14 protein-coding genes and 1 pseudogene are annotated in these 12321 nt (G+C 42.3%); 7 read left to right on the top strand and 8 right to left on the bottom strand.

What is annotated here, in order from left to right; translation table 11 throughout:
* Window positions 1-19: 19 nt before the first annotated feature.
* From WMO75_RS06930 to WMO75_RS06910, 5 genes are read right to left on the bottom strand one after another with little or no spacing between them, the layout of a single operon-like run.
* Window positions 20-355, bottom strand: coding sequence for an HI0074 family nucleotidyltransferase substrate-binding subunit (locus tag WMO75_RS06930; protein ID WP_302700871.1), 336 nt, complete (start codon window positions 353-355; stop codon window positions 20-22).
* Between the two features lie 25 nt (window positions 356-380).
* Window positions 381-692: a nucleotidyltransferase family protein gene (locus WMO75_RS06925; RefSeq protein WP_319638512.1), complete on the bottom strand. Its 312-nt coding sequence runs from the start codon at window positions 690-692 to the stop codon at window positions 381-383.
* Between the two features lie 48 nt (window positions 693-740).
* On the bottom strand, window positions 741-1682 hold the full coding sequence (locus WMO75_RS06920) for a DUF4097 family beta strand repeat-containing protein (RefSeq protein WP_349077839.1): 942 nt from the start codon (window positions 1680-1682) through the stop codon (window positions 741-743).
* A complete protein-coding gene (locus WMO75_RS06915) occupies window positions 1666-2274 on the bottom strand; it encodes a DUF1700 domain-containing protein (RefSeq protein ID WP_022215703.1) in 609 nt (202 codons plus the stop codon). The genes WMO75_RS06920 and WMO75_RS06915 overlap by 17 nt, the downstream gene beginning before the upstream one ends.
* Complete coding sequence (locus WMO75_RS06910) at window positions 2271-2588, bottom strand: PadR family transcriptional regulator (RefSeq protein WP_022215702.1); 318 nt, start codon at window positions 2586-2588, stop codon at window positions 2271-2273. Before WMO75_RS06910 ends, WMO75_RS06915 begins: the two co-directional genes overlap by 4 nt.
* A gap of 101 nt (window positions 2589-2689) precedes the next feature.
* On the opposite strand from WMO75_RS06910, the gene WMO75_RS06905 reads away from it, so the two are divergent.
* The 4 genes and pseudogenes from WMO75_RS06905 to WMO75_RS06890 all read left to right on the top strand — a co-directional run.
* The gene (locus tag WMO75_RS06905; protein WP_227223019.1) at window positions 2690-3388 is read left to right on the top strand and encodes an AzlC family ABC transporter permease; all 699 of its coding nucleotides are present in this window, start codon (window positions 2690-2692) and stop codon (window positions 3386-3388) included.
* Between the two features lie 2 nt (window positions 3389-3390).
* The gene (locus tag WMO75_RS06900) at window positions 3391-3717 is read left to right on the top strand and encodes a branched-chain amino acid transporter permease (RefSeq protein ID WP_303223861.1); all 327 of its coding nucleotides are present in this window, start codon (window positions 3391-3393) and stop codon (window positions 3715-3717) included.
* A gap of 28 nt (window positions 3718-3745) precedes the next feature.
* A complete protein-coding gene (locus tag WMO75_RS06895) occupies window positions 3746-4435 on the top strand; it encodes a FadR/GntR family transcriptional regulator (protein ID WP_227223021.1) in 690 nt (229 codons plus the stop codon).
* Window positions 4436-4665: 230 nt separating this feature from the next.
* Window positions 4666-5697 (top strand): annotated as a pseudogene (locus WMO75_RS06890) (iron-containing alcohol dehydrogenase family protein); the annotation flags it as partial.
* 64 nt (window positions 5698-5761) lie between these two features.
* Here the strand turns inward: WMO75_RS06890 and WMO75_RS06885 are convergent.
* The 3 genes from WMO75_RS06885 to WMO75_RS06875 all read right to left on the bottom strand — a co-directional run bounded on the left by WMO75_RS06885 (window position 5762) and on the right by WMO75_RS06875 (window position 9536).
* A complete protein-coding gene (locus WMO75_RS06885; RefSeq protein ID WP_118252570.1) occupies window positions 5762-6112 on the bottom strand; it encodes an Hpt domain-containing protein in 351 nt (116 codons plus the stop codon).
* Between the two features lie 112 nt (window positions 6113-6224).
* The gene (locus tag WMO75_RS06880) at window positions 6225-8345 is read right to left on the bottom strand and encodes a diguanylate cyclase (RefSeq protein ID WP_349077835.1); all 2121 of its coding nucleotides are present in this window, start codon (window positions 8343-8345) and stop codon (window positions 6225-6227) included.
* 96 nt (window positions 8346-8441) lie between these two features.
* The gene (locus WMO75_RS06875) at window positions 8442-9536 is read right to left on the bottom strand and encodes a D-alanyl-D-alanine carboxypeptidase family protein (RefSeq protein ID WP_227223025.1); all 1095 of its coding nucleotides are present in this window, start codon (window positions 9534-9536) and stop codon (window positions 8442-8444) included.
* A 453-nt stretch (window positions 9537-9989) separates the two neighbouring features.
* Between WMO75_RS06875 and WMO75_RS06870 the strand changes: the two genes are divergently transcribed.
* The 3 genes from WMO75_RS06870 (at window position 9990) to WMO75_RS06860 (ending at window position 12269) form a co-directional block, all read left to right on the top strand.
* Entirely contained in the window at window positions 9990-10376 is a 387-nt protein-coding gene (locus WMO75_RS06870) for a DUF6483 family protein (RefSeq protein WP_022215696.1), read from the top strand.
* 22 nt (window positions 10377-10398) lie between these two features.
* Complete coding sequence (locus WMO75_RS06865; RefSeq protein ID WP_022215695.1) at window positions 10399-11040, top strand: hypothetical protein; 642 nt, start codon at window positions 10399-10401, stop codon at window positions 11038-11040.
* A 77-nt stretch (window positions 11041-11117) separates the two neighbouring features.
* Window positions 11118-12269 carry a DUF4317 domain-containing protein gene (locus tag WMO75_RS06860; RefSeq protein WP_349077833.1) on the top strand — a complete coding sequence of 384 codons (1152 nt, stop codon included), beginning with the start codon at window positions 11118-11120 and terminating at the stop codon, window positions 12267-12269.
* Window positions 12270-12321 lie beyond the last annotated feature (52 nt).

Here is a 12321-nt window from a genome sequence, read left to right as displayed (position 1 = left end):
ACGAGAATGCGATGCGCAGTTATTCAACCACTGTTTTAAAATCATATAATTTATCAATATACAGATGAATGATTGTCTGGCAATGCTCTTTCACAATCACACCATCATAGTCATGTGCAAGCTGATTTCGTATTTTCAGCATATCAATCCACTCATCACCTGTGATCAGCTTCGCCTGAAAAGACTGTTTCAGTACTTCTCTGGGAGAGCCTGTAACAAATCCGGTAATTGCATAATATTGTACCAGAATGTCTTTCATAACCTTCCATGCCAGATCAAACGTAATACTGAATTTTGCACTGGTTCCACTGAGTACAAACGAATCTGATAAATCACGCTCTCTGGCTTCTGCCAACAAATCCAGGGAGTTTTGAAATGACTCAAATCTTCTTATAAATTTCTCGTCCGTATTGTTTAATGTCCTCCAGCAATAACTGATTTTTACAGGTATCAAGATCAACAAGATCAATTGTATACAATGTTGGAATATCTTCCAGAGCTTCCTCCAGTTCAAAAATATCACTTGATGCCACGCCTGACACTGCAATATCAATATCACTGCGTTCTGTTGCGGTGCCTTTTGCTCTGGACCCAAACAGGATTATTTTCTGTGCGCCATAGTTTCTGCATCTTTGTGTAATTTCTGCTATAACTTCATCGATTTGCATAATCTTCTCCTTATCTTTTCTCAATTATAACAGATTTCCAGTTATTTCTGAAATAGAATTATCTCACAGGTATTATTTCTCAGCAGTAATCTTAATATCCCCATCCTCACTCTTAAGTTCCAGGGAATCCTGTGGTTTATTTTCTGTGGTGAGTACCTGTTCATCGTCCTCATCTGTCATTACTTTTCCAAGAGTTTCCGGGATGTCGATATCACTTGCCTCTGCCTCTATAGAAAGACCCTCAACCACTTCTTTCGGAATACTAAGCTTGATGTCTCCCAGACTGCATGTGATTTTGTTTTTACCCTGAAATACAGTGTTCTCTGCTTTTACATCTCCGTCATCCAGTGTAATCTGGCTATTTGTGACAGAAGTGTTTTTGAGATGCAGATCGCCAAGTTCCGTCTCCATTTCAAGGGAATTCAATGCACTGTCTTTAATTTTCACATCACCATCAGAACAGGAGATCACTGCCTTTTTTACTCCCAGAGATTCAATGTCAAGATCGCCATATCCCATCTTGCAGGAAAAACTACTTAAGTCGTTTTTTTTCGGAATATAGATTGTCACCTTATTAGAGTTCTCGATCACATGGCTCTGGCCAAGCATCTCCTGAAGAAAGTTAATATCAATGTGGATATATGAATACGACTCATGCCCCTGCTTCTCCACAATATTCAATGTATCATCCTGTACCTGATAGGAAAGCGGAAGCATTCCGTCATTCGTTTCAATATTATAAGAAATATAAAAATTTTTATCATCGGATTCCTTTACATCCAGATCCAGATTCCGAAGATCGATATTCACGGCAGAAAACGCATCGAGCTTTGTCTTGCTCAAGATCGCATGACTGTCGCTTGAATCCATCGTTGCAGTTCCGCTGATTCTGTTCAGGTCTGCTGATTTTATATAATTTCTACCGCCTGATGCAACGCCAACACCAAAGAACAGAATACCCACTGCACAAAAGATACCACCGACTGCCAGTAAACGCTTATTTGTTTTTTTCATGATTTTTACCCCTCTTTCCAGCTAATACCTGGGCCAGCTTGACAAGAAGCATGCCTGTCCATTTACAAAGATAGATTCCGAGGATATACAGAAGGATCGCACATCCGATTCCAAAGAGTCCGCAGCCAGTCACTGTCAGTGCGCCTGATAACGAATACGGGAAGGAAACAAGTCCTCTCAGCAACAGTTTACCACCAATCAGTAACACGCCGAATGCAGCAATAAAATCACTGAAGATCACACAGACAACACAAATCGCAACTGCAAAAAGTACTGCAAGCAATGCGATAAAAAGCGGCACTGTCACAGGCGTTGACAGGATTGCAAGGACCGAGAGCGTGATAATTCCTTTTTTACTCTTTTTCTCCTCAATATCTGTGTCCTGTTCCTGTAACTTTCTATCCAGAAGATTACACATCAGATCCGCAGCCGCTTCCTTCGGAGTTCCCAGTTCCTCCATCAGTTTCTGCTGACCTTCTTCGTCCGTATCACTGAAATATTCATTAAAATATTCAATTGCATCTTCATAATCCTGCTTCGGAAGTTTACGAAGATATTTCTGCAATTTCGCCATATATTCTTCTCTGGTCAATTTCTGATCCTCCCTTCAATGATTCCGTCAATCGTATCTCTGTAAGAAACCCATTCTTTGTGAAGATACACCAGTTGTTCTTTGCCGGAATCGGTGATAGAATAATACTTGCGTTTACGTCCCTGAAATTCCTGAGAATAGGTTGTGAGATAACCGTTTTTCTCAAGTTTCTTCAGGATGGGATATAGAGTAGATTCTTTGATATCAGCCACGATCTTGACGGTCTGGCTGATCTCATATCCGTAGGAATCCTGTGATTCTACAACAGACAGGATCAGAAACTCTATAAGTAATGCTGATACGGGATAATACATCCGATCACCTCCATAAATAATATGTAAAATAATTATATATAAAAATTTTATATATAAAATATATACATATTCATACTAAAAGTCAAGGAGTTTTTTAACCAATGAAGAAAAAAGCATTTAAAGCCGCGTTCCCATACACGATCCCTATCGGTATAGGTTTCCTTTTTCTGGGAATGTCCTACGGATTTATGATGCAGAGCAAGGGATTTTCCGTATGGTATCCATTCTTTATGAGTATGTTTATCTTTGCGGGCTCCATGGAATTCGTGACAGCCAATCTTCTGCTGTCGGCATTCAGTCCGATCGCAGCTTTCTTTCTGGCACTGATGGTCAATGCCAGACATTTATTTTACGGACTTTCCATGCTGGATAAGTACAAAAATACCGGCTGGAAAAAGTTCTACCTGATCTTCGGCATGTGTGATGAATCTTTCACCGTCAACTGTACAGTAACGCCGCCGGATGATGTAGACAGGGGATGGTTCATGTTCTTTGTCAATCTGTTAAATCAGATCTACTGGGTATCTGCTGCTACAGCGGGAGCACTTCTCGGATATGTGGTCCAATTCGATACAACAGGAATTGATTTTGTCATGACCGCCCTGTTTGTTGTAATGTTCCTGAACCAGTGGGAAGAAGCCAAAGATCATCGTCCTGCTCTGGTAGGGCTGATCTGCTCCGCTGTCTGCCTTCTGATCTTCCGAAGCAGCAATTTCATCGTTCCGTCCATGATCTTCATCATCGTATGCTTTACAGCAGAACGTAAACTCTCAAAGAAACCGGAGGTGGCTGCGAAATGACAATGACAACAACACAGGCGATCAGCACCATTGCGGCAGTTGTCCTTGGAACAATGGCAACACGTTTTATCCCATTCATTATTTTCCCGGAGGGCAAAAATCCACCGGAATTCATCAAGTACCTTGGAACGGTACTCCCATATGCAGCAATCGGGCTTCTCGTTATCTATTGTCTGAAAGACGTCCCTGCAAGCAGTACACATGGACTTCCTGAAGCAATTGCAATTGTTTTTATCGTACTGCTCCACAAATGGAAAAAGAGCACTCTTCTGAGTATCGGCGGCGGCACTGTCCTGTATATGGTACTGATCCAGACTGTTTTTCGCTAGGAGAACTTCAACTGAAAGGAAGTTCAATATGAAAGAAATAAATACCGTAAATCAAAAATCTCTCCCGGAGCGTACCGCGGACGCAATCGTCGCCATGCTCCATATGGAAAACTACAAAGCTGGTGCCAAACTTCCAAATGAAATCCAGATGGCTCAGCGTTTCGAAGTCAGCCGCTCTACCATCCGTCTGGCCGAAAGGCTTCTGGCAGACAGAGATATCCTGGATATTCAGAGAGGCGCCGGAACTTTTGTTTCCCACAAGCTTGGTGTCTCTGATGATCCACTTGGCTTCTCGTTGATCTATGATAAGCAGAAACTGGCAAGAGATCTGTTGGAACTTCGTATCATGATCGAACCAAATGCGGCAGCCCTGGCAGCCCAGAATGCTACCCGCAGAGATCACGAACTTCTTTTCACATTATGTGACGAACTTGATGCCATCGTAAGATCCGGCAAAAACTACATAAAAAAGGACATGGAATTCCACCAGGCAGTAGCTAACTGCAGCGGCAATACAGCTGTTCACAACCTGATTCCATACATCCATCAGATGCAGGCATTATACGACAGCGTCTCCGGCACACGCCGCCCCAAAGAAACCGTCCCGGAACATCGTGAGATCGCATTTGCCATTTCAGAACACAGAGGAATTGATGCACGAAATGCGATGGAATATCATCTTCTAAGTATCAGGAAGAGAATTTTGAAAGATAAATAAATTTACTTCTATACACTCCAAAAAAAGCAGACAAATTTGTCTGTTTTTTTGTTATTCAGGGTGTAATTGATTCTAAAAACACAGGTCTTATTGCGGCGTGATTTTGCGCTTGCTATGATGTTGTCATCCAAAGAAAACACTTATTTTTTTATATAGAGAAAGGATGACTTATCATGGAAAAGATCATATTGGACAGTGCTATTAAATTCTGAGCAGGACGTTACCGCCAGGAAAAAGGACTTCTGGAAGAATGTGGAAAGGAGATTGCAAGATTCAGCAAAAAAGCATTTCTTGTTGCGGGACCGAGAGCTTTTGATGCTGTAAAAGAAAAGCTGCTCCCGAGTTTGGACGCTGCTGGTGTAGATTATGTTGTAGATATATACACAGGCGTATGCAGTTTTGAGGCAGCAAAAGAATATGCGGACAGATGCCTCTCTGCCGACTGTGATGAAGTTGTCGGCATCGGCGGCGGCAAGATCATGGACTTTTCCAAAGCAGTCGCGGAGACAGCCGGTCTGGGAACTGTCAATATTCCTACCTCCATCGCCACCTGCGCAGCCTTTACAAGCATGAGTGTCATGTACACTCCGGAAGGTGCCAAGAAAACCTGCTGGAGATTCGAACATGAAATTGATGCCGTTCTGGTGGATATGGATGTCATCGCCAAATGTCCGATTCGCTACACTGCTGCCGGAATCCTCGATGCCATGGCCAAAAAGATCGAGATCCAAAACGGCAAGCCTGTCATGACACTTGATGACAACAAATTCGATCTTTTTACTGCCTACAAAATGGCAGAATATACTTATGATGTTCTTAAAAAATACGGTCCTGCTGCTGTTGAAGACAACCGCCATCACAAAGTAACAAAAGCACTGGAAGATGTCACTTTCATCAACATTGCAGTTACCGGCGTGATCGCCAATATCACCAAAAGTTTCAGCCAGTCCGCACTTGGACACATGATGTATGACGGTGTCCGTACCTTCTTTACACAGGAAGCCAAAGATGCGCTCCACGGTGAAATCGTAGCCGTCGCTCTGTTCACACAGTTATATTACAACAAACTCAGTGAGCAGAAAGAACAACTCAAAGAATTCATGCGCGGAATGGATATGCCGCTTACACTCGAAGAACTTGGTGTTCCATGTACAGAAAAGAATCTGAAAACTCTGGAAGATTATCTGATCGACTCACCTTATGTAGATCCATCTCCCGAGAGCCTTGCGCTTCTACATGAGGCCATGAAACAGATGCAGTAAAATTATTACAAAAAAATCGGTACCGATCGAACATTCTGTGTCCGGTCGATACCGATTTTTGTATTTACTCAGCAATCTCATTGATCGCTTCTACTGTTTTGTTGTACTGATTTTTTACTTCTGCGTATAATGCCTCATATCCATTCAGTTCTCTTCCGCGAAGTTTCTCTGTCAGTGCTTCACCTGGTTTGTAAAGATTGTCAAAGCCAAGGTTCAAACATATGCCTTTCAGTGTATGTGCAGCACGGAATGCGCGTTCTGCGTCCCCCTGCTCGATTGCATCTGTAAGATCCTGGAAGCTTGGGTCTTTGAGGAATTTTACAGCAAATTTCTTGATCAGCATTTCATTTCCAAGTCTGGATAAAACTCCGTCATAATTTGCGCCCATTTTTTCATAACTTTCTCTAACTGTCATTCTGTATATTCTCCTTTAATTCTTATTGGTAAAATGCATTATGATTAATTAATACCCCTGTGATCTTTATCAGTCAGACATTTTCTGAGGTAAGAGTTTACGTGTTTGTCAATCATATTTCCGTTTTGCCCCCCCCCCCAATAAAATCAAGGTCTGTATCATTTTCAATTTCTGAACATTCTTTCTGGATATCCTGTGTGATAGATTCCATCAGATGTTCTTTGGTACTTTCATATTCTTCCAATTCTCTCATTATATTGCGTTTATAAGAAGCATTGTAATCTTCACTTACTACGATGCTGTCCCTTACCTTCTCCTGTGCTTCTACAAGACACTTCAGAAGGATCGGATTGAAGGCTCCACATTCGCCGTTAAGAATCATTCGCATTGCTTCTCTGTGCGTATACTTCTTCTTATAAACCCGCCTGCTGACAAGCGCATCATAAACATCTGCCAGTGCAACGACCTGTGCGGAAAGAGGAATATCATCTCCCTTCAATCCGTCTGGATAGCCTTTACCGTCATATCTCTCATGATGCCATCTGCATATCTGATAAGCAATCTTGACAAATTCTTCGTCCTTGAAGATTTCCATGTTTTCCAGCATGGATGCACCGATCACTGTATGTTCCCTGACGATCTCTGTCTCCTCTGGTGTCAGCTTACCTGCCTTGTTCAGTATCTTGTCATCAATGCCGATTTTTCCGATATCGTGAAGAGAAGCTGCTGTCGTGATCATCAGTCTGTCTGACCATGAAACATTGTACTTATCCGTAACCTGAACCAGCTGTTCCAGAAGGATTCCTGTCAGGATATTTACATTCAGGACATGTCGTCCACTTTCTCCATTTCGGAATTCTACGATCTGGCTTAAAATCTCGATCAGGATACGGTTATTCTTCTCTTTCTCATATACCTGATTGGTGATCAGGGCGATCAGCTTGCGCTGCTTCGCATAAAGTTTGATCGTATTAAATACTCTCCGATGAACAACTTCTGCATCGAATGGTCTGTTGATGTAATCCGATACCCCCATCGCGTAGGCCTTTTTGACACTGGTCGCAGAATCCTCACTGGAGATCATGATCACCGGAATATCATCGATCCACTGATATTTATTCAGGAACTCCAGAACTTCAAATCCATCCATGACAGGCATCACAATATCGAGAAGCACAAGCGAGATACTGGTTCCATATTTCCTGATGATAGAAATACATTCCTCCCCATTCTCTGCCTCCAGGATCTCAAATTCATCTCCGAGAATTGCTGACAGGATCTCTCGGTTCATCTCTGAGTCATCGACGATCAGAATCTTATATTTATGAATGGATGAGGTATTTGTCAGTGCCGGTGTTTCGTGCAGCAGGTCTCCCTCAGTCACTACCATGTTTTTGGTTGTCTTTGCCTGATACATATACTGGTCTGCCCTGCGTATCGCTGACTCTATTGTCCCGCGTGTAGACAATACTCCGCCTATGCTGACAGACATACGAAGCTGTAAATACCCGGGTACTTCTGCGATATGTATTGCTTCCTGTATCTGTTTCAGTTTCTTGCGGAAAGAGGATTCCAGAATATCCGGCATTACCAGAAGAAATTCATCACCGCCAAATCGAACCAGCATATCTGTCTTACGGATATTGTTTCGTATGATCTTGACAACCGTCTCCAGGACAAGATCTCCTGCATTATGTCCATAAGTATCATTATAAAACTTAAAGTCATCCAGGTCGATCATTGCAACCCCGGCGACCATATCAACAGATTTGAGCTGATCCTCATAGTAACGCCTGTTATATGCACCTGTCAATGCATCCATATACAGCTCTCTGTCATACCGGATCAGTTTCTTGAGCATCTCATCGCGCTCTTGCTTGCTTACCAGCGCATCTCCGTCCAGTTTGTTTACCAGTTCTGCCACGTATGGAACGCCATCAATCTTAATATATTTGGACACTACCTGGAAAATGCCATCATCTATAAATTCAAGTTTTGTTCTCTTACCTTTTTCTGCAAAGGCCGCCCTGGAAATGCAGTTATCACAACGGGAATTCTTATTCCAGAGTGCATAGCATTCACATCCCTCTGCCATATCTGTACTTCCCTGAAGCCTTCCGGTCCGCAGTTCCTCCTCGTTAAGAAGGCGTACAATTGAAAATACCTTCTTCAGTTCTTTGAGCATGACTTCCCATTCATGCCTGGTTATATCATTTTCGTTTTGTGCTTCCATGGCATCCTTCCTTTTGCATACTTCTTTGCGTCTCCTATAAGATTATATTATACCATTCTCAATTTTGCCCGTAAAGAAATTTAAGGAATCTTCTTATTATTTTCTGCTTTTCTTTTTGCTTTTTTTACTGCCATTTCCAGCTTTCTTGATATTTTTTCTCTTTTTTTGAAGTCTGCTTTTTTTACGTCTGAATATCAGACTTGCGCCATAGAGTATTATCAGGAAAAATATCCCTTTCACTACATTTATAACTGTATGATCTGGTGTCGTTTTCTTCTGCTCTTCCGGAACTGTCTTCACTTTTTCCGTGTCGACAGATTCTTCCTCTGCTTCCGTCTCCTGTGTCTGCTGTTCCAGATATGCAAATCCATAATTAAAAAGCTTGATCGTATCTGTATAATGCGTCATCTCACTTTTTAATACTACTGCAATCAGATTTTTGTCGTTTTTCCTGGCCGCTGTTACTAAGGTATTTCCTGCAGCATCCGTGTAACCGGTTTTTCCTGCATAGGCATACTTATAAAAATAGTCTGTCCCATTCAAAAGTTGATGTTCCATTTCAACGATACAGCCGTTCGGATTATTCAAAGTTACCGGAAGCTGGTATGTCTTTGCCGATGCAATTTCCCTTACAGTGTCATTAGAAAAAGCGGCTGCTGCGATCTTGGCCATATCTTCCGCTGTAACCTTCTGCTCTTCTGCATTTAGTCCGGAAGGGTTCACAAAATTACTGTCTGTGCATCCCAGTTCCTGTGCCTTTTCATTCATATGTTCTGCAAATTTCTCATTACTTCCGGCAACATATTCCGCAAGCGCATTAGCCGCCTGATTGGAAGATTTCAACAGCATTGCATACATACAGTCTTCTACTGTCAGTTTATCGCCCGTTTCTAACTGAAGTGCATTTCCACTCCCTTCTTCCACTCCATAGACAGCATCGTACGAAAAAATAACGATATCATCCAGCTTTCCTTCCTCCGCTGTCACCAGTGCTGTCAGAAGTTTTACAATACTTGCGGGATATAATTTTTCTTTTCCATTCTTCTCATACAAAATATCTCCACTGTCCATATCCATTACAACTACAGCCTGTGATTCGATCACCGGTTCTTTCAATGTCTGTGCCCAGATATTCTGTGTAAACAGAATCCCTGATAAAATGCCTATTGTCAAATGAATTCCTTTTCTCATGTTTCCATCCTGCAATTATTTTTTTATCTGATTATATCATATTTTCTTAATTATTACGAAATATTTTTTTAACAATTGTAACATGTATATAATATAGTATTCTGCAATAACTGCCCAAAAATACATCAGACCCGTGGAAACAGCATTTTTAATTTGTCGGTTACTGTTCACTCCGTTCACAGCAACTTGGTCAAAATGCATTCCAAATCACCTTCGGTGATGGCATTTTGCCCCGTATGTCTCGGGATTTTGCCATTATTCATTGCAAAACACCTCGCGGGATACTACCTGTGAACAGTTACATTTGTCGTTCAATTCACAATATTGTGAATAAATTTTCACTGGTAGAATGGTGTCGTTTGTGGTAATCTAAGAATAGATATTTTATAAAAAATTGTAACTGTTCACGTGATAATGGTTGCAATAAATTTTGATTCAGAAGGGAGAATCCATATGCTTCAGGATGATTTTATACTGCGCCAGATCCGTGAAATGGTTCATGCTGTTATGAAAATGCTGTTTCAGGTAAGCGCATCCGAGCTTACCCCGGAAGTGATCGAAGACAGTACTGCCAGAACGACTCTTGAGAATCTGATCGCTCTGACCGATGAGGGTAAGATTGACGAGGCAGAGAACCAGTTATACGAAATGACCTGTGATGGTGACCGCCAGAATCTGGAGATCGGTCTTCTTTTTTATTATAATCTTAATGGAAAGGACGATGACTTCCTGGAAGTCCACAATTTCAGCCGTGAAGAGATCATGACCGGAATTCAGGATCTTGCTGACCGTTATCAGCTCAGTGGAATTGCGGAAGCATTCCGCACAGAAATCTTATAATGCTTATAAGGGAGGGATTTTTATGGAATCAAGAATGACCAAAATCAGTGCACGCGGCGACAAGAAAATTCAGCTTAAGGTAATTCCTGGACATTTTGCAACACCGCAGTCTCACATCACCCATTATCTGGACCTTACCACTATGCGTTCCAGAAGTTCAGAGGCACTTCGTGTCGCAGAGGCACTGGCTGCCAACTATGAAACAAGTATTCCTGTTGATACGATCATCTGTATGAGCGGACTGGAGGTTGTCGGTGCATACCTGGCAGAGACACTTACCAGAGCTGGTGTATATTCTATGAACTCACACCAGACTATTTATATCACTGCTCCGGAATACAATAACTCTGGTCAGATCATTTTCCGTGACAATATCCAGCCAATGATCAAGAACAAGAACATCCTGATCCTGGATGGTTCTATCACAACAGGCGAAACTCTGTCCCGTGCGATCGAGAGTATCTTGTACTACGGCGGCACGATCCGTGGTATCGCTGCAATTTTCAGTGCAGCTACCAATATTGCCGGACTGCCTGTTTATAGTATTTTTGATCACAGGGATCTTCCAAATTATGGTTCGTATCCTGCTTCCACCTGTCCTTTATGTGCCCAGAAACAGAAACTGGATGCATTGGTAAATGGCTTCGGTTATTCCAAGATCTAAGCTGTTAAAAAGGGCCGCAAGGCCCTTTTTTTCTGGCAAAAATACCTTCTATACTTTCAAACACGAGGAGTTTTATTATGAATAAAAAAGAAATATCAGAAATCAAGAAACAGTTTACCCCCAACAACTGCGCCATCACACGAATCTGCGGCTGCTACGTTGACGGAGAAAAAAACAAAAAGACCAAGCTGAAAGAAGCATTTCTTTCTCTCTCCGAAGAAGAAATGTTCAAATACTTTGAAATCTTCAAGAAAACTCTTTCCGGTACTGTCGGCAAGAACCTGATCAATATGGAATTTCCTCTCGAGCAGGAAAAAGAAGGCGGCACACAGGAATTCCTTCTTCGTCTGCGCGGCAGTAAGTTACAGGATGATGCTATCCTGGATGAATTCTATGACAAAGTGATCGAATCTTACGATTACGGTGAGAATTATTATATCATCCTGATCCACGCTGTATACGATATCCCTGGTAAATCTTCTGATGGTCAGGAAATGTTTGATGCTTCCGATGAGATCTATGATCATATTCTGTGCAGCATCTGCCCTGTAAACCTTTCCAAAGCAGGTCTCTGCTACAATGCAGAAACCAACAATATCGAGGACCGCATCCGTGACTGGATCGTAGAAATGCCGGATCTTGGATTCCTGTTCCCGGTATTTAATGACCGCAGTACAGATATCCACGGACTTCTCTACTACTCCAAGAACGCAGAACAGCTCCGCAGTACTTTCGTAGATGAACTGTTTGGCTGCGATACACCGCTGTCTGCCGGAAGCCAAAGGGATTCTTTTAATGCCCTTGTAGAAGAAACTCTGGGCGAGGACTGTGCTTACGATACCGTCATGAATATCCACGAAAAACTGAACGAATGGGTTGAAGCACAGAAGGATTCTCCTGAACCCGCTGTTCTCACCAAACCAGAAGTGAAACGTCTCTTCGAGGAATGCGGTGTCGAAGAAGAAAAAATGGAAACTTTCGACCAGTGCTACGAAGCCACCGCCGGTGAGAATGCATCCCTGATGGTATCCAACATTACCAACACCCGCCGGACCGAGATCAAAACCCCGGATGTCGTCATCCACGTAGACCCGGACCGCGCGGCGTTAATTGAAACCCAGATTATTGATGGACGTAAATGTATCGTGATTCCGATGGAGGGTGATGTTGAGATCAATGGTATCCATGTGACGGGAAGTTTTTCTGAGGATAATGCGGAGGAAATTTAATATCCTTACATAATAGAGCCCCGCAGCGAATGCTGCGGGGCTCCGATTTTTA

Origin of the sequence: Blautia intestinihominis (genome assembly GCF_040096655.1) — a bacterium.
Classification (GTDB): Bacteria; Bacillota; Clostridia; order Lachnospirales; family Lachnospiraceae; genus Blautia_A; species Blautia_A intestinihominis.
The sequence above is the reverse complement of the archived record's forward strand: the minus strand, read 5'-3'. Positions and strand labels throughout refer to the sequence as shown.

Bases quoted from the DNA above. Each gene is read 5' to 3' on its own strand.
- WMO75_RS06920 (WP_349077839.1), bottom strand. From the start codon at position 1,682: ATGAAAAAAACAAATAAGCGTTTACTGGCAGTCGGTGGTATCTTTTGT.
- WMO75_RS06910 (WP_022215702.1), bottom strand. From the start codon at position 2,588: ATGTATTATCCCGTATCAGCATTACTTATAGAGTTTCTGATCCTGTCT.
- WMO75_RS06905 (WP_227223019.1), top strand. From the start codon at position 2,690: ATGAAGAAAAAAGCATTTAAAGCCGCGTTCCCATACACGATCCCTATC.
- WMO75_RS06900 (WP_303223861.1), top strand. From the start codon at position 3,391: ATGACAACAACACAGGCGATCAGCACCATTGCGGCAGTTGTCCTTGGA.
- WMO75_RS06895 (WP_227223021.1), top strand. From the start codon at position 3,746: ATGAAAGAAATAAATACCGTAAATCAAAAATCTCTCCCGGAGCGTACC.
- WMO75_RS06885 (WP_118252570.1), bottom strand. From the start codon at position 6,112: ATGACAGTTAGAGAAAGTTATGAAAAAATGGGCGCAAATTATGACGGA.
- WMO75_RS06880 (WP_349077835.1), bottom strand. From the start codon at position 8,345: ATGGAAGCACAAAACGAAAATGATATAACCAGGCATGAATGGGAAGTC.
- WMO75_RS06875 (WP_227223025.1), bottom strand. From the start codon at position 9,536: ATGAGAAAAGGAATTCATTTGACAATAGGCATTTTATCAGGGATTCTG.
- WMO75_RS06870 (WP_022215696.1), top strand. From the start codon at position 9,990: ATGCTTCAGGATGATTTTATACTGCGCCAGATCCGTGAAATGGTTCAT.
- WMO75_RS06865 (WP_022215695.1), top strand. From the start codon at position 10,399: ATGGAATCAAGAATGACCAAAATCAGTGCACGCGGCGACAAGAAAATT.
- WMO75_RS06860 (WP_349077833.1), top strand. From the start codon at position 11,118: ATGAATAAAAAAGAAATATCAGAAATCAAGAAACAGTTTACCCCCAAC.